The organism is Pseudonocardia sp. GCM10023141, from assembly GCF_042653605.1.
Window position 1 is genome coordinate 1 of record NZ_JBHSIR010000032.1, and the last position, 21192, is coordinate 21192.

General features: G+C 69.3%; 21 protein-coding genes, 1 tRNA gene and 1 pseudogene. 13 read left to right on the forward strand and 10 right to left on the reverse strand.

The features are described 5' to 3' along the window. Window positions 1–613 precede the first annotated feature (613 nt). From ACFPFQ_RS19475 to ACFPFQ_RS19485, 3 genes are all read left to right on the forward strand, one after another. Window positions 614–1534, forward strand: a complete 921-nt coding sequence (locus ACFPFQ_RS19475) for a S1 family peptidase (RefSeq protein WP_379620772.1) — start codon at window positions 614–616, stop codon at window positions 1532–1534. Window positions 1535–1863: 329 nt separating this feature from the next. Then, window positions 1864–3357 (forward strand): IS481 family transposase, encoded by a 1494-nt coding sequence (locus ACFPFQ_RS19480; protein WP_379620774.1) that lies wholly within the window; start codon window positions 1864–1866, stop codon window positions 3355–3357. After that, complete coding sequence (locus ACFPFQ_RS19485) at window positions 3341–3691, forward strand: hypothetical protein (protein ID WP_379620776.1); 351 nt, start codon at window positions 3341–3343, stop codon at window positions 3689–3691. The genes ACFPFQ_RS19480 and ACFPFQ_RS19485 overlap by 17 nt, the downstream gene beginning before the upstream one ends. 86 nt (window positions 3692–3777) lie before the next feature. Here ACFPFQ_RS19485 and ACFPFQ_RS19490 read toward each other — a convergent pair whose 3' ends face one another. The 3 genes from ACFPFQ_RS19490 to ACFPFQ_RS19500 all read right to left on the reverse strand — a co-directional run bounded on the left by ACFPFQ_RS19490 (window position 3778) and on the right by ACFPFQ_RS19500 (window position 6297). Beyond that, window positions 3778–4779 carry a hypothetical protein gene (locus ACFPFQ_RS19490; protein WP_379620778.1) on the reverse strand — a complete coding sequence of 334 codons (1002 nt, stop codon included), beginning with the start codon at window positions 4777–4779 and terminating at the stop codon, window positions 3778–3780. A 68-nt stretch (window positions 4780–4847) separates the two neighbouring features. Then, a complete protein-coding gene (locus ACFPFQ_RS19495) occupies window positions 4848–5516 on the reverse strand; it encodes a YdcF family protein (protein WP_379620780.1) in 669 nt (222 codons plus the stop codon). A 10-nt stretch (window positions 5517–5526) separates the two neighbouring features. Then, window positions 5527–6297: a GntR family transcriptional regulator gene (locus ACFPFQ_RS19500; RefSeq protein ID WP_379620782.1), complete on the reverse strand. Its 771-nt coding sequence runs from the start codon at window positions 6295–6297 to the stop codon at window positions 5527–5529. A gap of 173 nt (window positions 6298–6470) precedes the next feature. On the opposite strand from ACFPFQ_RS19500, the gene ACFPFQ_RS19505 reads away from it, so the two are divergent. The 8 genes from ACFPFQ_RS19505 (at window position 6471) to ACFPFQ_RS19540 (ending at window position 12760) form a co-directional block, all read left to right on the forward strand. After that, window positions 6471–6905 (forward strand): plasmid replication, integration and excision activator, encoded by a 435-nt coding sequence (locus ACFPFQ_RS19505; RefSeq protein ID WP_379620784.1) that lies wholly within the window; start codon window positions 6471–6473, stop codon window positions 6903–6905. 110 nt (window positions 6906–7015) lie between these two features. Continuing rightward, window positions 7016–7393 carry a hypothetical protein gene (locus ACFPFQ_RS19510; RefSeq protein WP_379620786.1) on the forward strand — a complete coding sequence of 126 codons (378 nt, stop codon included), beginning with the start codon at window positions 7016–7018 and terminating at the stop codon, window positions 7391–7393. Beyond that, window positions 7390–7674, forward strand: a complete 285-nt coding sequence (locus ACFPFQ_RS19515; protein ID WP_379620787.1) for a WhiB family transcriptional regulator — start codon at window positions 7390–7392, stop codon at window positions 7672–7674. The genes ACFPFQ_RS19510 and ACFPFQ_RS19515 overlap by 4 nt, the downstream gene beginning before the upstream one ends. Continuing rightward, a complete protein-coding gene (locus ACFPFQ_RS19520) occupies window positions 7671–7991 on the forward strand; it encodes a hypothetical protein (RefSeq protein WP_379620789.1) in 321 nt (106 codons plus the stop codon). The genes ACFPFQ_RS19515 and ACFPFQ_RS19520 overlap by 4 nt, the downstream gene beginning before the upstream one ends. Beyond that, window positions 7991–9571, forward strand: a complete 1581-nt coding sequence (locus tag ACFPFQ_RS19525; RefSeq protein ID WP_379620791.1) for an FtsK/SpoIIIE domain-containing protein — start codon at window positions 7991–7993, stop codon at window positions 9569–9571. Before ACFPFQ_RS19520 ends, ACFPFQ_RS19525 begins: the two co-directional genes overlap by 1 nt. Further along, entirely contained in the window at window positions 9568–11214 is a 1647-nt protein-coding gene (locus ACFPFQ_RS19530) for a replication initiator (RefSeq protein WP_379620793.1), read from the forward strand. The genes ACFPFQ_RS19525 and ACFPFQ_RS19530 overlap by 4 nt, the downstream gene beginning before the upstream one ends. Further along, window positions 11211–11396, forward strand: coding sequence for a helix-turn-helix transcriptional regulator (locus ACFPFQ_RS19535; protein ID WP_379620795.1), 186 nt, complete (start codon window positions 11211–11213; stop codon window positions 11394–11396). The genes ACFPFQ_RS19530 and ACFPFQ_RS19535 overlap by 4 nt, the downstream gene beginning before the upstream one ends. Beyond that, window positions 11396–12760, forward strand: a complete 1365-nt coding sequence (locus ACFPFQ_RS19540) for a tyrosine-type recombinase/integrase (protein WP_379620796.1) — start codon at window positions 11396–11398, stop codon at window positions 12758–12760. The genes ACFPFQ_RS19535 and ACFPFQ_RS19540 overlap by 1 nt, the downstream gene beginning before the upstream one ends. A 129-nt stretch (window positions 12761–12889) precedes the next feature. Here ACFPFQ_RS19540 and ACFPFQ_RS19545 read toward each other — a convergent pair. From ACFPFQ_RS19545 to ACFPFQ_RS19555, 3 genes are all read right to left on the reverse strand, one after another. Next, window positions 12890–12963 (reverse strand) — tRNA-Leu (locus tag ACFPFQ_RS19545). Between the two features lie 50 nt (window positions 12964–13013). Further along, a complete protein-coding gene (locus ACFPFQ_RS19550) occupies window positions 13014–14393 on the reverse strand; it encodes an NAD(P)/FAD-dependent oxidoreductase (protein ID WP_379620798.1) in 1380 nt (459 codons plus the stop codon). Window positions 14394–14490: 97 nt separating this feature from the next. Next, complete coding sequence (locus tag ACFPFQ_RS19555) at window positions 14491–15201, reverse strand: uracil-DNA glycosylase (protein WP_379620800.1); 711 nt, start codon at window positions 15199–15201, stop codon at window positions 14491–14493. On the opposite strand from ACFPFQ_RS19555, the pseudogene ACFPFQ_RS19560 reads away from it, so the two are divergent. Next, window positions 15188–16550, forward strand: a pseudogene (locus tag ACFPFQ_RS19560) (S10 family peptidase); the annotation flags it as partial. The gene ACFPFQ_RS19555 and the pseudogene ACFPFQ_RS19560 sit on opposite strands and share 14 nt — an antisense overlap. On the opposite strand, the gene ACFPFQ_RS19565 reads toward ACFPFQ_RS19560, so the two are convergent. Both ACFPFQ_RS19565 and ACFPFQ_RS19570 read right to left on the reverse strand, forming a co-directional pair. Then, a complete protein-coding gene (locus tag ACFPFQ_RS19565; RefSeq protein ID WP_379620906.1) occupies window positions 16532–16957 on the reverse strand; it encodes a GNAT family N-acetyltransferase in 426 nt (141 codons plus the stop codon). The pseudogene ACFPFQ_RS19560 and the gene ACFPFQ_RS19565 sit on opposite strands and share 19 nt — an antisense overlap. Window positions 16958–17059: 102 nt before the next feature. Further along, window positions 17060–18013, reverse strand: coding sequence for an exopolyphosphatase (locus tag ACFPFQ_RS19570; protein WP_379620802.1), 954 nt, complete (start codon window positions 18011–18013; stop codon window positions 17060–17062). A gap of 311 nt (window positions 18014–18324) precedes the next feature. Between ACFPFQ_RS19570 and ACFPFQ_RS19575 the strand changes: the two genes are divergently transcribed. Beyond that, a complete protein-coding gene (locus tag ACFPFQ_RS19575; RefSeq protein WP_379620908.1) occupies window positions 18325–19968 on the forward strand; it encodes an acyl-CoA dehydrogenase family protein in 1644 nt (547 codons plus the stop codon). Between the two features lie 122 nt (window positions 19969–20090). Here the strand turns inward: ACFPFQ_RS19575 and ACFPFQ_RS19580 are convergent, their stop codons facing one another. Beyond that, window positions 20091–20606, reverse strand: coding sequence for a DUF501 domain-containing protein (locus tag ACFPFQ_RS19580; RefSeq protein WP_379620804.1), 516 nt, complete (start codon window positions 20604–20606; stop codon window positions 20091–20093). Then, a complete protein-coding gene (locus ACFPFQ_RS19585; protein ID WP_379620806.1) occupies window positions 20603–21115 on the reverse strand; it encodes a septum formation initiator family protein in 513 nt (170 codons plus the stop codon). Before ACFPFQ_RS19585 ends, ACFPFQ_RS19580 begins: the two co-directional genes overlap by 4 nt. Between the last annotated feature and the right edge of the window lie 77 nt (window positions 21116–21192).

A 21192-nucleotide genomic window follows, 5' to 3' on the forward strand; every position in this document is an offset into this window, starting at 1 on the left:
CCCCTCGAGCGTTCAGAGGGGTCAGTTTTCCGGCGCCGTCAGGGGGTCAGCCTTCACGAGTCGGCGACATGTGCCCCCGGTGGGAGTCGAACCCACACTGGAACCCTTTTAAGTGGGGGCACTCCCCCGTCGTGATCATGCTCGCGACCTGCCGCTACCCGGCCGCCAAGATCGCTTCGTTCGGAACTTTGGCGCGTATTCGGCACACGGACAGTCGGTCTGACCTCCAGCGATCCATTGTCAACCCAACCTTGACACTCCCACGCGCCGCCCGCCCAGTCCGCTCGCCCCGGGTGCCTACTCCCCTCCGGCTCCCCCTCGTACAGGCCGCTCTCCTCGTCGTGTCGGCTGGGTCAAGGGGGCCGCAGGCATCGCGCAGCGACGGCGCAGCCGCCCTTGACGCGGTCGGCACGGCGTGGACGATCGACGGTCGAGGGACCAGCCTCCCTCCGTAACCCTCAGTCAGTAGGCGGACGTGTGAAGGCCGCGCCGCAACTCATCGATATGGTCGGGCAGGCCCTGCACACTTGCCGGATGCCGCGCCCACCTCGCGCCACCACGGGTCCATCATTGGGCTTTGGCGTGTTCGGGGGTCGGGCATCGTCGTCGGGACATGGGAGGCATGACAGTGGGACGAGACTTTGATCCGCTGGACTTTATCGACGTATCAGACGGCCAGTTCCACGAGCTGCCAATCAACGTGCTGCAGAGCGCAATCTTTCCCGTCGTTGTGATGCGAGAATCAACTATTACCTTGGTTGGTACCGCATTCAACGTGTCACCGACAGGACTGTTCGTTTCTGCAAAGCACGTAGTCGAAGAGGCGATAAGAATTTGCCAGAGTGAGCCAAACTCCTGGATCGCCTTGATATGGATCAAATCGGGAGCAGGATACGAGGACGTTCCGGACCTACTAGGTGGACAACTACCGGTGAATCAGTTTTATGTCAATGACAACCACGATGTAGCGATACTGCACCCGCGACAGCTGCTCGAAGGTGGCCAACCTGTCACCTTCCCAATTGTCGGGCTGGACACTCGCGTGCCACCCATCGGAACTGCCGTTTTGGGCCTCGGCTACACGCGGATGACGATTCAGTCGCACGAGAACTCAGATGCACTCCGCAAGGTAACCACGGATCAAGCGTTCCACGCGTCACATGGCTTTGTAACCCAAGTCTTCCCTGGCGGACGAGATCGCGTGATGATTCCATTCCCAGCCTTTGAGAGCGACGCTCGGTTTGACCCAGGGATGAGCGGTGGTCCAGTATTTGCCGGTGACTCTACGTACGTATGCGGAGTCGTGTGCTCTGGACTGTCCTCCGACGACGAGGCAGCCGGATGGACATCGTTCGCATCAATGGCGCTCAACGCTCTGGTACTCAACGTGACAGTTGATCAATCGACCGACACTTCGGCCACCTTGTTTGAGTTGGCCAAACAAGGCTTCGTCCAGATGGACGAGAACTTCGACCGGCTATCACTGGTCGAGGATGGTGACGCCCCGTACTTGTCCTTCCCAGGACCGCAATAAGACCTGACTGTGCCGTGTGCCGGAATATAGACTCTGAATCTCGCCACCTCGATGGCCAGGCCGGGTGGCCGACCCCCGACGGCCACCCCGGGCCGGAGGTAGAGGGGTGGTCGTCGGGGGCCGGCGTGGCCGGCCCGCGCCGCCGGAGGCGGCGCCTTGATCTCATAGAGGCAGATTCGGCAGCGTAGTCCTCGTCCACCTTGTCCGGTCCCGGTTGATGCTTGACGTTGCGGTCTCACCTGATGCTTGACGTTCGGGCCTGATCGGCTTTCCTGCTCCTCGTCCTGGTGGACGGCGTGGGTGGGAGGCCGGGATTGGCCCTGGTGGACATGACCGTTGTCGAGCAGCGCTACCGCGCCGTGCTGGCTGTGCAGCGCGGTGAGACGAAGACCGATGTGGCCGCCCAGTTCGGGGTGTCGCGCCAGTCGGTGCACTCCTGGTGTGTCCGGTATGCCGCGGACGGGCTGGCGGGGTTGGTCGACCGCTCGCATCGCCCGCAGGCGTGTCCGCACCAGACGTCTGCGGAGATGGAGGCGTGGGTGTGTGAGATCCGCCGGGAACACCCCGGGTGGGGCGCGCACCGCATCGTCCACGAGATCGCCCGACTACTGGCCCGCCCTGAGGTGGTGGTGCCGTCGCGGAACTCGGTGCACCGGATCCTGGTCCGCAACGGCCTGATCGACCCGCGCCGGCGCAAACGTCGCCGAGAGGACTACCTGCGGTGGGAACGCGAGACACCGATGGCGTTGTGGCAGCTCGACATCGTCGGCGGAGTCATGCTGGTCGACGGCGCAGGGAACCTCACCGAGGCCAAGATCGTGACCGGGGTGGATGACCATTCCCGGTTCACTGTGATCGCCTCGGTCGTGACCCGGGCGACCGGGCGGGCGGTCTGCCTGGCGTTCGTCGAGGCGATGCGCCGCTACGGCATCCCCGATGAGGTCCTGACCGACAACGGCAAGCAGTTCACCGACCGCTTCGGGAAGGGAGGAGAGGTGTTGTTCGACCGGATCTGTCGCGACAACGGCATCACCCACCGCCTCACCCAGCCGGCCTCCCCGACCACGACGGGGAAGGTGGAGCGGTTCCATCAGACCCTGCGCCGGGAATGGCTCGATCACGCCGAACCGTTCGGCTCGGTGCTCGCCGCGCAGGCGGCGCTCGACACCTGGGTCACCACCTACAACCTCGACCGGCCGCACCGCTCCCTGGACATGGACTCTCCCGTCGACCGGTTCGCTGCAGGTCAGACCCACCGAGCCGACGCAGAACAGCTGCTGCCGCTGCGGGTCCCCGCGATCCTGGAGCCCGACCCCGCACCGGTCGAACCCGCTGGAGCTGCACCGCCGGCCCGCCCGGTCGAGCCAGTCGCGCCGCTGCGCGAGGACGGTGACGCCGCGCCCGCGCAGTCGGTCTATCGGGGCGGGGCGGTGGAGTTCGAACGGGTCGTTCCCGCTTCGGGGAACCTGGGGGTCGCGGGCAAGCAGTTCTGGCTGGGCCCGGTCCGCGCCGGGATCACGGTCACCTTCTGGGCCGACCACGAACTGATCCACCTCTTGGTGGCCGGGGCGCGGATCAAGACCGTCCGCTCCCACCTCTCCGCGAACGACCTCGCCGCGCTCGCTGCTTCCGGCGGCCGCCCGGCCGGGCCGTCCCCGTTGCCGCCGACCGAACCGGCCGGGACCGCTCTGGAGGTCGACCGCACCGTCAGCAAAGACGGCCTCGTGTCACTGGGGCAGCGGGCCATCCTGGCTGCGGAGATCCTCGGCGGACGCCGGGTCAGCATCCGGATCGAGGAACACGCTGATGTTCTTCGACCCTGAGACCCGCGAGCTGCTGCGCACCCGACCCAATCCGCTCACCTATGAGCAGGCGCGGAAGCTGCGCGGGGCCCGACCAGCAGGCGCGCCGCCCCGGCCCGCGGTCGAGCCGGTGACCGTCCAACGACGGGCGTCCAACAGCGGTGTCGTGATGGTCGTCGGGCAGAAGCTCGCGCTCGGCCGGGCGCATGCCCACACTGTCGTCACCGCCCACGTCGCCGAACACACCATCACCGTCGACTTCCTCGACGGCGGACGCCGCACCTTCCGCCGGACCACCAACCAACCGGTCCGCAGCTGGAAAGCCCAGAAACCCCGCACACCCTCAGTTTCCTAGCCCGAACGTCAAGGATCAGGTGAGAGCCAAACGTCAACCATCAGCTGGGACCAGACAAGTCCTCGTCCACCTTGCCCTCGTCCAGTTCAAACGTCGCCTGCAGCATCCACGATGAAATTCCGAGCCGCATCGATGAACCCTGGAAGCTCCTGCTTCAGGTCGAGCACGTGCACGCCGTACGAGATTTTGTCGTGCAGAATAAGGTCCTGGTAGTCAAAGATTTGAAGCGCAGAGGGATCAACCTTTCCGAATGACTTACCAACCGCGCGCTCTTCTATGTGTTCGTACGCGTCTCGAATTTCCTTAATTGCAGCGTGACTGCTCGTGATCACAGGCGACACCGGCGTCGGAATCTTTGCTATTTTGGCAGCCTTATCAATCATATGCGATACCCTACCGACTGTCACAATCGTGATTTCGACAGTTCGAATTAGGTCTAGCGCGACGCGACGGCGCTTGGCCGCCGTCAGCGTCGAAGGGTCCTCCAGCGAGGATCTCAGCTCCTCGACCCGGTCAAGCAGCGTGCGCGCGGCATCAAGCCGTCGAGCAGCCGCAGACAAGTACCTCGCCTTATCTTGATCATGCGATCCAATCGCGAACCATGAACCGAGCATCGGAGTCAACGGAACGTAACGCGCTCCCTCACTCATCGCCGCTTCGTGCGCATCCAGAGCAGCTATCTCAACGGATAATGCACCCGGCTCAATGGTTACGTCATCGCCCGGTCGGACATGGACCCTCCGGCCATCGTCCGCTTCGCCGTGAGCGAGAGTCCGCACGAATACGTGGCCTGGCTCGCGACGAACCGGGACAATGCGCTTGGCCAGAATCATCTCGTCACTCTCACCTGCCTCTTCGGCCGTGTTCACCGAAGCGTGCGAAAGCGCCGTCATGACGACCAGCTGATCGCCTTCATAAATCGGAACCCGCTCTACGTCGTGGTCACACGGATCCACCTGCCGCACGTACACAACCTGGCCTTCTCGGCCGTCGAGAACCACCCGAACCGGGTCCGGCGAGCCTTCAATCGTTACCGAAGCGAGCCACGCCGTCAGCCGGGAAGGGTCAATTGTCTCATCCGTCGGCATTGACAATACTTCCTTGCGAAGATTTGCAGAGAAAATGCGGACTATCTTACAAAATACAGTTTGCCACATCAACTGATCGCCGAGATGACGCGCTGAGTGAAGCCAGCGGCGACGAGATGGTCATATGCCGTGCGCACACTGGCGGGCACATCCTGGTCAATCGACCATCCGTTCTCGGCATAGACCCAGACGCGTTGGGTGTCGCCGACCAGCATGTTGATGACGCGGTCCGGGTCGCCAATGCCCGCGACATAGTCGTCGAGTGGCGTGCGCTGGGACGCGCAAATGACTTCGACCTCGGGCCAGCGGAGGCGGCACATCGCGTAGGCGCGGCGCTGTTGGTAGGGCCGTGAGATCAGCATGATGGAGCCGACGGTCAGGCCTGCCGCGTCGGTGAGTTCGCGGGTGAAGTCGATGTTCTCGCCGGTGTGTGTGGCTCGCGGTTCGACGAGGATGGCGTCGTCGGGAACGTCGAGGGTGAGTGCGTGCTCGCGGTAGTGGACGGCTTCGCCGCGGGGGAATCGTTCCACGGTTGTGGGTGCGTTGGCGCCGGTGAACGCGATCCTCGGGAACATGCCTCGGTGGTAGAGCTCGGCGGCGTAGGTGGCCACGCCGAGGTCGTGGCTGCCCAGTCCGATGCCGAGGTCGACCGGGTGCAGCTCGTGGTGCATCTGGTTGAAGTCCCACAGCGTGGCGATGTCGGCGCGGTACTCGTCGGGCAGCGTGGCGACTGGCATAGCTCGCTCCTCAGTCCGGAATGTCGAACGAGTAGGTCCAGGAGAACCGGGATGCGGCGTGGACTCCGCGTGCGACCTCGACGAGGGTTCCGTCGGCTGTGTAGGTGCGGCGCTGCAGGATCATCACGGGTTCGCCTGCGGGAAGGTCCAGTTGGGCGATCTCGTCGGGCGTGGGCATCCTGGAGTGGAACGACTCGGTCATGTGATCGGGTTCGAGACCCTGCAGGGTGAGGACTGCGAAGCCGCCGCCCCGTCCCGCCGGTCCTGGCGTGGGGTCGACGAGTGGCGTGTTCTCCACGTGCTCGGGCAGGTAGTAGCTGGTGAGCGTGTGGGTCGGCTGGCCGTCGTCTGTCACGAGCCGCGCGCGTTCGTAGACCGGTGATCCCGGCTCGACGCCGAAGGCCTCGGCGATCTCGGGGTCAGCTTCGACCTGCGCCACAGTCTGTGTCTGGTCGGTTGGCTTCCATGCCCGGCCGGAGGCCTCGCGGTCTGCCGCGAACGCGACGACATCGCCGAACTTCCACTTCTGCTTGCTGTAGCGGTCCACCCCGAGCCGTCGCATCGGCGGCCGCTGCCGCACGACGGTTCCGCGCCGCCGGATCGGTGTCACGAGCCCCTCGGCTTCGAGCAGTGCCACGGCGGTGCGCACGGTCTTGACGTTGACGTCGTACTGGCTGGCCAGCTCTTCCTGCTTGGGCAGGGTCGCGCCCGGCGTGTACTGCCCCTGCTGAATCGCCTCGCGCAGGATCCCGGCCAGTTCCCGGTATCCGGTCGTCCCCATGGCCACCTCCTGGCATCTCCGATAACGGTAGCGGTACCGGTCAGTAGAGGCATGAGTGGCAGATAGAGGTGGTTCTATTGACATGTCGCGTGCATGATGGCCTAATAGAGCTAGCGGTAACACTGCCGCGCTAGATCGGGTCCCAAGCGCCCGACGATGGAGGTCAGTCGCAGATGGCGATCAGTACGCGGTTCAAGGTCAGCCACGGAGACGTGTTCCCGCACGGGGCCTACGTGGTGTCGGAGGTGGAGCCGGTCCGCGACTTCGAGAAGTCCACGCGTGAGCGGCCGGTGCAGGCGGTGGACAAGGAGTCGGGGCTGCTCGTGTGGTCGGTGTCGGTGCTGGATCCCGACCCGGAGGCACGCAAGGACGCCAAGACGCTGACGGTGAAGATCTCGGCTCCGCATCAGCCGATCCCGCCGGAGGCAATCGCGGGGATGCCGTTCCGTCCGGTGGAGTTCGACGGCCTGACGATCACGCCCTACCTCAACGAGAACGGCGGCGGGCGTCCGCGGATCGCCTACAGCCTGCGCGCGTCGGGGATGCGTGCCCCGCAGGTGGGTTCGGCCAAGCCGACGCCGCGCACGAGTTCAGCGGAGGCCGCTTGAGTGATGCCTGCTGAGCGGAGGGGAGCACGGCGGCAACCGGGCTCCCCTCCTGATCTCCCCAACCCCAGCTCCTGGCAAGGAATCCGAGTTCCGGAAGGACACCGAGCGTAATGCTGACCGACGCTGAGCACACTGCTGCCCTGGCACGCATCACCTTCGCTATCGACGCCTGCGACGAGTACCGCCGCGCCGCCCTGGCGATGCCGCACACCTGCGAGATCGAGCACGCGTTCCGGGCGGAGCGGCTCGCGCTGATCCACGCCCGCCGGGCCGGGTGGTGGATCGTCCTGGCTCGCCTGACCCGCCGTGCGGGCAGCCCGTACCGGATCTACCGCACCACGGCGTTGATGGCCGCCGTACAGGACCGGGGCAGCGCGCGGTTCTGGCGGGACGCATCGGCGGACTGGTTCGCCCGGTTCGAGGACCGCCCCACCTCCGACGCGGCGGGTGCCCTGTCGAACTGGCACGAGCTGGGGGTGACGGCATGATCACCACAACCCCGGACGGGCGGGACTGGCGCCTCTCCGCGGTGTGCGCCGAGGTGGACCCGGAGGTCTTCTACCCGGTCGACCTGCGTCCGGACGCACCTGCCGTGCTGGTCGCGAAGCGGGTGTGCGCTGGCTGCCCGGTCCGCACCTCCTGCGCGGTTGACGTGATGGCCGGGGAGGACCCGGCACGCCGCTGGGGAGTCACGGCCGGGATGACCCCGCAGGAGCGCACGGCCCTCTACGCGGCGACGCGCACGGAGCTCGGGGCGGTGGCGGCATGAGCCTCACCAGCGGATCGACCGTCAAGGCCCGGTTGACACCCGACGGGCCGGGGCGGGTCGTGGAGAACGACGCCTTCACCGCATTCTCCCGCCGTGTCGTACGGGCCGCAGGACGCCGCGTGGCCTCCGGTGACGTGGACGCCCTGCCTGCTCTCGCGGCGCTGGCTTCCACGCTCGACGCCGCGATCACCGATGCCGTGACCGGTCTGCGGGCCGCCGGCTACTCGTGGGGCGAGATCGCCTCGCGGCTCGGCGTGACCCGCCAGGCCGCCCATCAGCGCTGGGCCGCTGACTCGACTGCGCGGGAGGTGGCGTGATGACCGAGGCACAGCTGGTGCTACTTCTCGGTGGTGGCGTGGGCGCGCTGTGGGTGCTGCACAAGATCGGGCAGATGCTGACCAAGGTCCTGGAAGCGCTCGCCGCTGCGGCGGTGGTGTTCGTGACCGCGTGGCTGCTGGTCAAGAGCGTGTGGTGGCTCGGCCGATGGGCGGTCCGACACTGGCGCACCACCTTGACCAGCGTCGCGGCCATGGCCTGGCTGTCGTGGCTGGGCTGGCCGTCGCTCGTGATCACGGTCGGGGCGGTCACAGTCGCGCTGCTGCTGTGGCGGGTGGTTGATCGCGGGACGTTCGAGCCGTGGGCCGGACGCTGGGTACGGGCGTGGTGGCAGCGCTGGATGGTCTACGCCCGGCGGATGCCCCGGTGGCTGCGTGCGTGCGGGTTGACCGTGCCGGATCGGGGCCAGCCGGTGACGGTGAACGTGAACCTGTTCCGGCGCTCCGCGGTGCAGCCGAGGGTGAAGGCTCGACCGGACCAGCTCCCGAAGATCGTTGGGGTGCGTGCCGGTCCCAGCTGGGACGAGGTCCGGGTCCGGCTGGTTCCTGGGCAGACCCCGGAGGACTTCGACCTGGCCACGCGCGCACTCGCGGTGGCTCGCGGGGTGTCGCGCTGCCAGATACGCGAGGTGGGCCCGGACCTGGTGTCGATCGACTTCCAGCGCCGCGACCGCCTGGCCAGCTTGGTCACCTGCCAGGACCTCACGGAGTTGGCGGCGGTCAAGGGCGAGCACATCGACCTGCGCAAGGTGTGGTCCGGGCGCACCGAGTACGGCACCGACTGGAATCAACCACTCGCGGGTGGTCACACCCTGACCGCCGGGGCGACCGGGGCGGGCAAGAACTCGGTGATGTGGTCGCCGATCGTCTCGCTCGCTCCGGCGATCCGTGACGGGCTGGTGCGGGTGTCGGGGATCGACCCGAAGGGGATGGAGCTGGCCTACGGGCGTCGGATCTTCGGCCGCTACGCGGTGTCGTCGAAGGACGCTGTGGCGCTGCTGGATGACCTGATCGAGGAGTTGGAGCGGCGCAAGGCCGAGTTCGCCGGTCGGCTGCGCGACATGCCGATCACCCGGGAGTTCCCGTTGGAGCTGCTGGAGTTCGACGAGATCGGCGCCTTGATGCGCTACGTCGGTGACCGCAAGACCCGCGAAGCGATGATCGACCGGGTCGCGGTCCTCAACACCCAGGGCCGCGCGCTCGGCTTCACCGTGCGTGGCTACGTCCAGGAACCGACGAAGGACACCGTCCCGGTCCGTGACCTGTTCCCGCGCAAGATCTGCCTGCGCGTCGCCTCCAAGTCCCACGTGGCGATGGTGCTCGGCGATCACGCATACGACCGCGGCGCCTGGGCCAACCGCATCGGCGAGTCCGAAGCGGGGGTCGGCTACCTGTTCGGCGAAGGAGTCCGCGAACCTCTGCGGGTCCGGGCCGGGTGGGTGCCCGACGAGGTCATCAAGCAGCTCGAAACGTTCGTCACCGGCGCCACCATGCCCGCACAGGCTGGGAAGCTCCTCGCCCTCCCGGCCCCGGTTGGTCAGCCTGCCGGGGGTGTCGCATGAGCACCGACGTCGTGGACCAGGACCAGCTCACCCGCGCACAGAAGGCACTCCTCGCGATCTCCGGGGACGTCGCCCGGCAGCTCGCCGAAGACCACGGCGTGTGCGTGCGCCCGTTGGCCATGCGCCGGATCGACCTGTCCAGCGGTCGGGTCGACGTCGTACCCGTGCCGTGCGGGTCGACCCGGGAGGACGTGTGCCGCCCGTGCTCGGAGAAGGCGCGCCGGTTGCGGATGGTCCAGTGCCGCGAGGGTTGGCACCTCGAGGAAGAACCCGTCCCACCGAACACCGAACCGAACCAGGCGCAGAAGGAGGCGATGGCCACCCGGGCGGACCTGCACGCCGCCTACACCCGCGCTCGCGGCGAGGGTGACGAGGAACTGTGCGATGAGATCCGCGACCTCGTCACACTCCTCGACGAGGACATCCGCGGACTCGGGGTACGCGGCCCGCTCGCTCCGTTGGACCCTCCCGGGCGGGTGGTGAAGCGTTCGACCCGACGTCGCCAGGATGCGCCGAACCTGCCTCGTCGGCCAGTGGAGAAGCGCACCGTCGGGGAGGTGTTCGCCGGGCGCTACCGGCCCTCGACCTTCCTCACGCTCACCCTCGACACCTACGGCCGTGTCGACGGCAACGGGGCCGCGCTCGACCCGGGTAGCTATGACTACCGCCGCGCCGCGCGGGACGCGATCCACTTTCCGCGCCTGCTCGACCGGTTCTGGCAGAACACCCGCCGCTGCGTCGGGTGGGACGTGCAGTACTTCGGCACCGTCGAACCCCAGAAGCGCGGCGCTCCGCACTTCCACGCCGCGATCCGCGGATCCATCTCCCGTGCCGAGCTGCGCGCGATCGCCGCCGCCACCTACCACCAGGTGTGGTGGCCCGCCCACGACCACCAGACCTACAGCGGCAACACAATGCCGCGGTGGGACGACCGCACGAAAGGCTTCGTCGACCCCGAGACCCGCGAGCCGCTACCGACCTGGGATGAGGCCACCGACCCCGACACCCTGCTGATGCCCGCCCACACGGCGGTGTTCGGGGCACAGGTGCACGTGAAGGGCATCCTCGGCGGCACCGAAGAGGCCGGGCGACACGTCGGGTACCTCACCAAATACCTGACCAAGAGCGTCGGCCAGGCCGCTGGGCTCACGGACGACGTCACCGGCAGGCAACGCGAGCACGCCCGCCGGCTCACCGCGGAACTCGCGATCACGCCGTGCTCGCCGACGTGTGGGGTGTGGCTGCGCTACGGCATCCAGCCCAAGGGGGCGCGGCTGTCGATGACACCGGGGCAGTGCAAGGGCAAGGCGCACAAGCCCGAGCACCTCGGCATCGCCGGACGCCGTGTCCTGGTGTCGCGGAAGTGGTCGAACAAGACCCTCGACGATCACCGCGCCGAACGCGCCGCGTTCGTTCGGCAACTGCTCGACAAGGCCGGAGTCCGGCCCGGCTACGCCGTCGACGACGGGCCGTTCGAGTGGGAACGCACCCAAGCCGGAGACCCCGACGTCCCCACCCGGCCGGTGCTGCTCCTGCACGCCATCTCCGAACGACAACGCTGGAAGGCCGACTACGACGCCGCACAGCTCGCGACCGGCGATGACCCGCTCGACCGTTCGGCAACTGCTGTGGAGGCGGCGTGAACAGGTCTGATCGGCTGACAGTGGCGGAGCTGTGCGCTGAGCTCGGGATCTCGCGCTCGACGTTCTACGAGTGGAGGGCGAAGAAGCGGGCGCCGCGCTGCATCAAGCTCCCGAACGGTGACCTGCGGATCCGTCGGGCTGAGCTTGACCGCTGGCTTGATGCGCACGAGGACGCGGCCTGATGGAGACCAGCTACGACGTCAAGGTCTGGAAGATCGAGACGTACCGTGGGGCGCGAGCGACGAGCTACCGCGTGCGCTGGGTCGTCGGCGGCCATCGGCACGGTGAGTCGTTCCTGACGATGCCACTGGCCGATGCCTTCCGATCGGACCTGGTTCGTGCGGCGCGGCAGGGTGAAGCCTTCGTCATCGAGTCCGGGCGACCAATGTCGATGGACCGGGCCCAGCGAAAAATCAACTGGCTGGTGTTCGCCCGGCAGTACGCGGCAGTGAAGTGGCCCACGCTCGCGCCCAACTCACGACGCAACACCGCGCACGCGCTGACCAGCGCCACCATGGCGATGATCTCCGACGGCCGTGGACGTCCGAACGATGCCGAGCTACGAAAAGCTCTCACGGCGTGGGCATTCAATCTCCGGACGAGCGCCAATGGGACTCCCCCGGACAACCTCGTGCAGGCCCTGACGTGGCTGGAACGGAACACTCGCGACGTCGGGGACCTCGACAACGCCGCGATCGCGCGTGCCGTCCTCGACGCGATGACGGTGAACATCGACGGCGGAGCTTCGGCCCCTGCGACGGTGCAGCGGCAGCGCGGAGTGTTGGTGAACCTCGCCGAGTACGCGGTCGAACGGCGCCTCCTGGCGGCCAATCCGATCACAGGGCTGGCGTGGAAGGCACCTCGGATCGTGCAGTCGGTCGATCGGCGGGTCGTGGTCAATCCGACACAGGCTCGCGCGTTGCTCGATGCAGTAGGGACGGTGAAGCCGAGTGGCCCACGTCTGGCTGCGTTCTTCGGGGCGATGTACTACGCCGCGCTGCGGCCCGGCGAGGCGGCGACGCTGCGCAAGACCAACCTGCTGTTGCCCACCGACGGCTGGGGCGAGCTGTTGTTGGAGTCGTCGACCCCCGAGTCCGGCGCGTCGTGGACCGACAGCGGTCGTCGGCGGGAGGAGCGTCAGCTCAAGCACCGTGCCCGCGGTGAGACCCGCCTGGTCCCGTCCCCTCCGGCCCTGACTGCATTGCTGCACAAGCACTTGGAATCGATCAGTACCGGTCCGGACGGGCTGCTGTTCAGTGGCGTGCGCGGGGGCCAGCTCGCCGAGAGCACCTACTGCCGTGTCTGGCGGACAGCCCGGAAAGCCACGCTGTCGACGGATGAAGCGGCGTCTCCGCTGGCCCGGCGGCCCTACGACCTCCGACACGCGGCGGTGTCGACGTGGCTCGGCGCGGGCGTCCCGCCAACGCAGGTAGCCGAGTGGGCCGGGCACAGCGTCGCCGTCCTGCTCCAGATCTACGCCAAGTGCCTGTCCGGCCAGGAGGACGCCGCCCGTCGACGTATCGACGCTGCGCTACGCGAGGACTGAACTTCGGGGCGTATTTGGGGCAGACGGCCGACGTGAGCGGATGCCGACCGGAGAGCACCGGATAGGGAGTGATCACCCGTGATCGACGTAACGCCTGGTCAGGTAGCGATTTTGCATGTCAGGCGCGGGTGCCCCCGGTGGGATTCGAACCCACACTGGAACCCTTTTAAGGGGCCTGCCTCTGCCGGTTGGGCTACGGGGGCGCCGCGCGATCTTACGACCGCGGGCACCCGAGCAGACCAGCCGTGTGGGTTCAGGCCACCGGACGGGTGGTGGTGGCCGGCTCGGCCGGTGGCGTTTCCACCGACGTGGGCAGCGGCCGGGGGCGGCCGCCTGCGACCCGGCTGAAGTCGGCCTTCGGGTCGTTGATCTGCCCGAGGGACACCACCTCGCGCTGCAGGATCAGCGCGCCGGTCCAGTCGAAGACGATGCGGATGCGGCGGTTCCAGGTGGGCATCCGGCTGACGTGGTACGTGCGGTGCATGAACCACGCCACGATGCCGCGCAGCTTGATGCCGTAGATCTCCGCGACGCCCTTGTACAACCCCAGGCTCGCAACCGAACCGGCGTAGCTGTGCTTGTAGGGCACCAACGGCTTCTCCCGCAGGTGCGCGACGATGTTGTCGGCGAGCACCTTCGCCTGCCGCACGGCGTGCTGCGCCGACGGGCTCGTCTTCGCCGCCGGGTCGTCCTTGGACAGGTCGGGCACCGACGCGCAGTCGCCAGCGCTGAACACCCCGGGCATGCCCTCGACCTGCAGCGCCGAGCTGCACTCGATCCGGCCGCGGTCGTCGCGCGGGAGATCGGTGTTGTCGAGCATCGGGTTGGGCTTGACGCCCGCCGTCCAGACGATCGTGTCGGCGTCGAACTCGGTGCCGTCGTCGAGGACGACGTGGCCGCCCTCCATCGACTTCACCCGCGTGTCGAGGTAGACCTCGATGCCCACGTCGAGGAGCCGCTTGACGGTGTAGACGCCCATCTTCGGTCCGACCTCGGGCATGATCCGCCCGGCGGCCTCGACCAGCACCCAGCGCATGTCCTCGGGCGCGATGTTCTCGTAGTAGCGCGTGGCGTAGACCGCCATGTCCTGCAGCTCGGCGAGCGCCTCGACGCCCGCGTAGCCACCACCGACGACGAGGAAGGTGAGCAGCCGCTGGCGCAGCTCCGGGTCGATCGTGGTGGCCGCCGCGTCGAGCCGCGACAGCACGTGGTTGCGCAGGTAGATGGCCTCGCCGACAGTCTTGAAGGCGATACCGACCTCGGCGAGCCCGGGGATCGGCAGCGTGCGCGCGACCGATCCGGGGGCCACCACGAGCACCTCGTAGCTCACCGTGGTGACGTTGCCCGCGGCCAGTTCGACGGTGACCTCACGCGTCGCATGGTTGATCTTCGTGACCCGCCCTGTGAGGTGGTGGCACTTCTTCAGCACCTTGCGCAGCGGAACGACCACGTGCCGGGGCTCGATCGAGCCGGCCGCCGCCTCAGGCAGGAAGGGCTGGTAGGTCATGTGGGGCTGGGGGTCGATCACGGTGACTTCGGCCTCGCCGCGGCGCAGCTTCTTCTGCAGCCGCAGCGCCGTGTACATCCCGACGTATCCCCCGCCGACGACCACGATCCTCGCGTTGCGCGCCATGCCTCAATGTTCCCACTGATACGGGGCTTTCATGCATTTTCAGCGGGTGACGCTGACTACCTGCAACCGATCTGGGTACCGCCAAAAAGCTGAACGCTCAACTCAATCCGGCCGCATCGCTCGCGGCGCGTAGCACGATCTCGAGCATGGCCGGGGTGAGGCGGCCGGTAAAGGTATTCTGTTGGCTGACGTGGTAGCTGCCGAACAGGTGCAAGGTCTTTCCGGTGCCTCCCGCCAGCTCCACGTGCGCGCCGTGGCCGAACCGGGGCCGCGGCCGCGGGATCACCCAGCCGGCATCGGCGAGCACGGGCAGCAGCGCCTGCCAGCCGAACGCGCCCAGCACCACCACCGCGCGCGGTGCGAGCAACATCAGCTCGGCACGCAGCCAGCCACCGCACGTGGCCCGCTCGGCGGGGGTCGGCTTGTTGGCAGGTGGGGCGCAGTGCACCGGTGACGTGATCCGCGTGCCGCGCAGCGTCAGCCCGTCGCCCGCGTGCGTGGCGGTGGGCTGGTTGGCCAGCCCGACGGCGTGCAGGGCCGCGAACAGGACGTCGCCGGAGCGGTCGCCGGTGAACATCCGGCCGGTGCGGTTGGCACCGTGCGCCGCCGGCGCGAGCCCGACGATCAGCAGCCGCGCGTCGACGGGCCCGAGCCCGGGTACCGGACGGCCCCAGTAGGTCTCGTCGCGGAACGCGGCCCGCTTCTCCCGCGCCACCTGCTCCCGCCACTCGACGAGCCGGGGGCACGCCCGACAGTCGATCAACGCGGCGTCGAGTTCGCCTACTGTCGTGAACGTGGCAGATGACACCCCGGCTCCCGATCGGCCCGCACCCACCGACGACCTCGTCACCACGTCGCACACGCTACGCACCCCCGGCGGCGAGCTCGCCTACACCGCGCAGGCCGGACGCATCGTGCTGCGGCACGAGAAGCACAGCGACGGCACGTTCGACGGCCACGCGGCCGCTGACGGTGGCGTTCAACGGCGGGCCGGGATCGTCGAGCCTCTGGCTGCGCCTCGGGCTGCTCGGCCCGCGCCGGGTCGTGATGGGTGACGCGGGTGCGCTGACACCGCCGCCGTGGGGCCTCACGGACAACCCGGAGTCGCTGCTCGCCTACTCCGACCTGCTGTTCATCGACCCGGTGTCCACCGGCTACTCGCGTGCGGTGGCGGGAGGGCGACCCGCCGACTTCCACGGCTACGCCGCCGACGTGGACACCGTGGGCGAGGTGATCCGGCTCTGGATCACCCGCAACCAGCGGTGGGGATCGCCCAAGTTCCTGGCGGGCGAGTCGTACGGCACGCTGCGTGCCGCCGCGCTGGCCGAGCACCTGCAGAACCGCTATGGGCTGTACGTCAACGGCCTGATGCTCATCTCGTCGGTGCTGGACATGGGCTCGATCCGCTTCACAGAGGGCAACGATCGCCCGTACCCCCTGTTCCTGCCCACCTACGCCGCGATCGCGCACTTCCACAGCCGCCACCCCGGCCGGGAGCTGCCCGAACTGCGCGCCGACGCCGAGGACTTCGCCGCGGGCGAGTACCCGTGGGCGCTGGCCCAGGGTGCACGGCTGGCGCCCACCGACCTGGACCGCGTGGTAGCCCGGCTGGCCGCGCTGAGCGGCCTGACCGAGGACTACGTGCGACGCGTGCGGCTGCGCATCGAGCACCAGCGGTTCTTCTGTGAGCTGCTGCGCGACACCGGCCGGACCGTGGGCCGCATCGACGGGCGCGGCAGGCACGTACGACCCCTCCATCGCGGCGATCACCGGCCCGTACGCCGCGGCGCTGCACCAGCACGTGCGCGGCGCGCTCGGCTACGCCAGCGACCTGCCCTACGAGGTGCTGACGGGACGCGTGCAGCCGTGGTCCTACGCCCAGTCGAGGGCCGGGCCGTGAGCGCGACGGCCCGGCTCGCCGCCGCGATGCGGGCCAACCCGCACCTGCGCGTGCACGTCGGGTTCGGCAACCACGACGGGGCCACGCCGTACTTCGCCGCCGAGCAGGTGCTCGCGCAGCTGGCGATCCCCGACGAGCTGCGCGACCGCATCGAGCGCCGCTACTACGAGGCCGGGCACATGATGTACGTGCACGAACCTTCGCGGATCGCGCAGTCGGCCGATCTCGCGACGTTTCGTCACGGCTCCACACTGAGGTCGACCCGCCAGTCGTTGCACCGCTTGAGCGACCCCTTCGGGTACTCGACATCGCACTCGCCCTGCAGCGTGAACCCGGCGCGGCGGCAGATCCCGTTGGACGCCCCGTGGTGGATCGACGGGAAGGCGTGCAGGTGGCGATGGTCGCCATGCTTCCGCGCCAGCGCGATGACCTGCAGCGCAGCGGCGACCGCGAGGCCACGGCCCTGGAATGCGGGCAGGACGGCCCAACCGGTCTCGTAGACCTGCCCGCTGTTCCAGCCCTGGTGCCAGAACCCGATGCTGCCCGCGGGCGCGCCGTCGGCGACGATGCGGAACATCCAGCCGGCGTCGTCGAGCGCGAGGTAGCGCCGATGCCGCGCGAGCACCTTCGCCTCGGTCTCCGGGCCGCCCAGGTGCTCGGTCATCGCGGGCGTGTTGGACTGCAGGAGCAGGTCGAGGTCGTCGACCGCCCAGGGTGCGAGTGCTACATCCACGCCGGTGACGCTACGGACCGGCACCGACAGGAATCAGGCGATCGAGCGCGCGATGCCGTCCAGGATGTCGTGCTCGCTGATCACCAGCTCCTCGATGCCCGCACGGGCCCGCAGCTCCTGGGCCAGCACGTCGACGATCAGCGCGCCACCGCCGATGACGTCGATCCGGCCCGGGTGGATGGCCGGGTGGGTGCCGCGCTCCGCGCGCGACATGCCCAGCAGCTCGTCGGCGATGCGGCGCAGGTCGTCGACCGACAGGCGCGACAGGTGCACGGCGTCGGAGTCGTAGCGCTGCAGCCCCTGCGCGTAGGCCGACAGCGTGGTGATCGTGCCCGCCACCCCCACCCAGGTGCGCACGCCGTCCATCGGGACCGCGGCGAACGCCTCGGCCAGCACCGACGACGCCAGCTCCCGGGCCTGGGCCACCTCCACGGCCGTCGGGGGGTCTCCCGCCAGCACGCGCTCGGTGATGCGGACGCTGCCGATGTCGACCGAACGGGCGAAACGGACCGTCGCCTTGCCGTCGGTGAGGTCGCCGACCACGAGCTCGGTGGAGCCGCCGCCCGTGTCGACCACGACGAACGGCCCGTCGTCGGGATCGAGGTCGCCGACCGCGCCGACGAACGACAGCGTGGCCTCCTCGTCACCGGAGATCACCTCGGCGTCCACGCCCAGCGTGTCGCGCACCATCCCGAAGAAGTCGTCGCGGTTGTTCGCGTCACGCGTGGCGCTCGTGGCCACCATCCGCACGCGCTCGGTGCCCTTGCGGCGCAGCGCGACGGCGTAGTCGACGAGCGCGACGCGGGTGCGCTCCAGCGCCTCGGGGGCCAGCACGCCGGTCGCGTCCACGCCCTGACCCAGGCGCACGACCCGCTGCTCGCGGTGCAGATCGCGCAGTGCCGTCGTGCCGTCGAAGCTCGTGGTGACGTCGGCGACGAGCAGCCGGATCGAGTTCGTCCCGCAGTCGATGGCGGCCACTCGTGACATGTAGTACTCCTCCAGCGGGTCGGATCGCGGCTGCCGCAACCGTATCGGGGCCGCCCCGACGAGGGAGAATGCCGCCGGAACAGCCACGAACGAGTGCATCTGGGTACTACCCTCATCGCGTGGTCGATCAGCGGGGGCAGGACCAGGACGGGGCGGCGGACGTCGCCGCGGGTCCGGCCGGGCCCGTCCCGGCCGAGCCGGTGGCGCCCGAGGCTCCGGCGGCCATCCCCAAGCAGGCCCGCAAACCGCGGCGCACCACCGCGGCCACGCGGGTGGCAGAGCCCGCCGCCGCGGCCCGCACGGAGGCGCCGGTGGCTCGGCCTCCGGCGCCCACCACCGCCGATGACGTCACGCACACCGTCGAGAACCAGCCGCCACCACTCACGGGCGCCGACCTCATGGCCTGCGATCCGGCGCTCGTCGACGCCGTCGGGCGGGAGGGAGCGGGCGACGCGCTGCCCACGCTCCGGCAGCTCGCCGCGCTCGTCTCGTCGGCCACGGCGCGCGAGCACGCGCGGCTCGCCGACACCAACCCGCCGGTGCTGCACACCCATGACCGGTACGGCCACCGCGTCGACGAGGTCGAGTTCCACCCGTCATGGCACTGGCTGATGCGCACGTCGGTCGGCTGGGGGCTGCACGGCACGCCGTGGGTGGCGGAGCCGGGATCGGGCGCGCACGTGGCCCGCGCGGCCGGCTTCTACCTCATGGGGCAGCTGGAGTCGGGGCACTGCTGCCCGGTGTCGATGACGTACGCGGCGGTGCCCGCACTCCGCCAGGACGCCGCGCTGGCTGCGGCGTACGAGCCGGGTCTGCGCGCCACCACCTACGACTTCGGGCTCGCCGAACCGTCCACGAAGGCCGGGCTGCTCGCCGGCATGTCCATGACGGAGAAGCAGGGCGGTTCCGACGTCCGCGCCGGCACCACGCAGGCCCGGCCGAACGCCGACGGCACCTACCGGCTCGTCGGGCACAAGTGGTTCACCTCGGCCCCGATGAACGACCTGTTCCTCACGCTCGCGCAGGCCCCCGGCGGCCTCACGTGCTTCGTGCTGCCGCGGGTGCTGCCCGACGGCAGCCGCAACGCCATCCGCCTGCAGCGGCTCAAGGACAAGCTCGGCAACCGGTCCAACGCGTCCGCTGAGGTCGAGTACACCGGGGCCACGGGCTGGCGGCTGGGTGAGGAGGGACGCGGCGTCCACACCATCATCGAGATGGTGTCGATGACCAGGCTCGACTGCGTGCTCGGCTCGGCGTCGATCACGCGGGCGGCGCTGAGCGAGGCGGCCCACCACGTCGCGCACCGCAGCGCGTTCGGCGCGAAGCTGGCCGATTCACCGCTGATGCAGGCGGTCGTCGCCGATCTCGCGCTCGAGTCCGAGGCCGCCACCGCGCTGGCGATGCGCTTGGCCGGCGCCGTCGACCGTGGTGAGCACGCGCTGCTGCGCCTCGCGCTGCCCGCTGCCAAGTACCTGGTCTGCAAGCGCACGCCCGCCGTCGTCGCCGAGGCGCTGGAGTGCCTGGGCGGCAACGGTTTCGTCGAGGACTCGGGGATGCCGCGGCTCTACCGCGAGGCCCCGCTCAACTCGATCTGGGAGGGCTCGGGCAACGTCACGGCGCTCGACGTGCTGCGGGCGGTGGGCAAGGAGCCCGACTCCGTCGACGCGGTGCTGACCGAGGTCGACGCCGCGTCCGGGGCCGACACGTGGTTCGACCGCGGCGTGCGGGAGTTGCGCACCGAGCTGCGCAGCCGGGAGCCGCGCCGGGCCCGGCGGCTGGCCGAGATGCTCGCGCTGTGCCTGCAGGGCAGCCTGCTGCTGCGCCACGCGCCCACCGAGGTGTCGTCGGCGTTCGTGAGCTCCCGCTTCCTGCCCGACGGCCCCTGGCGCACGGCAGGCACGCTGCCCGCGGAGGCGCACTCCGAGGCCCTGCTCGCCCGCGTCACCCCGCACTGACGATTTCGCCTTCTCGACACGCTGGTTTCGCCTTCTCGACACGGTGATTCGGCGATCTCGGCACGCCGGCCGCGGCCCGGACCGTGTCGGATCGGCGAGATCAGCGTGCCGGGGTGGCGAAATCAGGGCTGCTCGGCGCAGGCGCAGGGTCCCGCGCGCCACCATTCCCCCACCTCGGCGAGGGTCTCGTCACCGAACGGGTTGACGCCCGGGCCGGCCGCCAGCGCGTGGGCGACGTGGACGTGGAGGCACTTCACGCGGTCGGGCATCCCGCCCGCGCTGACCTTCGTGCCCAGTGACTCGATGGCGTCCCGCTCGGCGAGGTAGGACTCGTGCGCACGCTGGTAAGCCGCGGCCAGCTCGGGGTCGGCGGCCAGGCGCTCGGTCATCTCCCGCATCCGGCCCTCGGCCTCGATGGTGCCGATGCGCGAGTTCAGCCGCGAGCACGTCAGGTAGTACAACGTGGGGAACGGGGTGCCGTCCTCGAGCCGCGGCGCCGTCTGCACCACCGACGGCAGCCCGCACGGGCAGCGGTGGGCAACCTCGCGGACGGCCCGGGGCGGGCGGCCCAGCTGGGCCGCGACGGCCGCGGCGTCGGCGGGCGCGATACCGGCGGGAGTGGTCGGGCGGGACGTCATGGTGATCCTTCGGAGACTTCGCGCCAGAGCTGGCGATACCACGGCACACCCGTCGCGGCGTCGGGCGCCGGACCGGGGGGTGCCGCCGGGAACTGGACGACGTAGGGCGTCTCCCCCGGCTGGACGTACCCGAGCCGCGAGCGGGCCTGCGACGCGATCTCGGCGGGATCGGAGAGCCGGGCCCGCTGCTCGGTGAGATCGGCGACGTCGGCGGCGAGCGCGCGTTGCTGCTCGCTGACGCTGGCCAGCTCCTGGCGCTGCGCCACGTAGTTGCGCAACGGCACCGCGACGGTGAGCGCGAGCGCGCACACGACGACAGCCAGCACCGCCGCCCGACGGGTGGACGACAGGCCGAGAAGGCCCGTGGTGGCGGCGACGACACCACGGGTGCGCGTGCGGGTCAGCTGCGGCTCGCGGCCGCGGCGCCGGGAAGCTCCGGTACCGCTGCCACGCTGACGCGGGGTGCGGCGCGTCCGGCCGACCCCCGGCTTCGCTCGCTCCTCCGCCATGGCGTCTCCCACCCCCGAGTTCGTCGCGCCCGGTTTCCGCTCAGCGACGGCGACCGCAGCCGCTCGCGGACCTGCTC

Bases quoted from the DNA above. Each gene is read 5' to 3' on its own strand.
- ACFPFQ_RS19500 (WP_379620782.1), bottom strand. From the start codon at position 6,297: ATGGGGACGACCGGATACCGGGAACTGGCCGGGATCCTGCGCGAGGCG.
- ACFPFQ_RS19480 (WP_379620774.1), top strand. From the start codon at position 1,864: ATGACCGTTGTCGAGCAGCGCTACCGCGCCGTGCTGGCTGTGCAGCGC.
- ACFPFQ_RS19495 (WP_379620780.1), bottom strand. From the start codon at position 5,516: ATGCCAGTCGCCACGCTGCCCGACGAGTACCGCGCCGACATCGCCACG.
- ACFPFQ_RS19550 (WP_379620798.1), bottom strand. From the start codon at position 14,393: ATGGCGCGCAACGCGAGGATCGTGGTCGTCGGCGGGGGATACGTCGGG.
- ACFPFQ_RS19505 (WP_379620784.1), top strand. From the start codon at position 6,471: ATGGCGATCAGTACGCGGTTCAAGGTCAGCCACGGAGACGTGTTCCCG.
- ACFPFQ_RS19570 (WP_379620802.1), bottom strand. From the start codon at position 18,013: ATGTCACGAGTGGCCGCCATCGACTGCGGGACGAACTCGATCCGGCTG.
- ACFPFQ_RS19580 (WP_379620804.1), bottom strand. From the start codon at position 20,606: ATGACGTCCCGCCCGACCACTCCCGCCGGTATCGCGCCCGCCGACGCC.
- ACFPFQ_RS19565 (WP_379620906.1), bottom strand. From the start codon at position 16,957: ATGACCGAGCACCTGGGCGGCCCGGAGACCGAGGCGAAGGTGCTCGCG.
- ACFPFQ_RS19485 (WP_379620776.1), top strand. From the start codon at position 3,341: ATGTTCTTCGACCCTGAGACCCGCGAGCTGCTGCGCACCCGACCCAAT.
- ACFPFQ_RS19515 (WP_379620787.1), top strand. From the start codon at position 7,390: ATGATCACCACAACCCCGGACGGGCGGGACTGGCGCCTCTCCGCGGTG.
- ACFPFQ_RS19585 (WP_379620806.1), bottom strand. From the start codon at position 21,115: ATGGCGGAGGAGCGAGCGAAGCCGGGGGTCGGCCGGACGCGCCGCACC.
- ACFPFQ_RS19520 (WP_379620789.1), top strand. From the start codon at position 7,671: ATGAGCCTCACCAGCGGATCGACCGTCAAGGCCCGGTTGACACCCGAC.
- ACFPFQ_RS19510 (WP_379620786.1), top strand. From the start codon at position 7,016: ATGCTGACCGACGCTGAGCACACTGCTGCCCTGGCACGCATCACCTTC.
- ACFPFQ_RS19475 (WP_379620772.1), top strand. From the start codon at position 614: ATGGGAGGCATGACAGTGGGACGAGACTTTGATCCGCTGGACTTTATC.
- ACFPFQ_RS19490 (WP_379620778.1), bottom strand. From the start codon at position 4,779: ATGCCGACGGATGAGACAATTGACCCTTCCCGGCTGACGGCGTGGCTC.
- ACFPFQ_RS19530 (WP_379620793.1), top strand. From the start codon at position 9,568: ATGAGCACCGACGTCGTGGACCAGGACCAGCTCACCCGCGCACAGAAG.
- ACFPFQ_RS19540 (WP_379620796.1), top strand. From the start codon at position 11,396: ATGGAGACCAGCTACGACGTCAAGGTCTGGAAGATCGAGACGTACCGT.
- ACFPFQ_RS19525 (WP_379620791.1), top strand. From the start codon at position 7,991: ATGACCGAGGCACAGCTGGTGCTACTTCTCGGTGGTGGCGTGGGCGCG.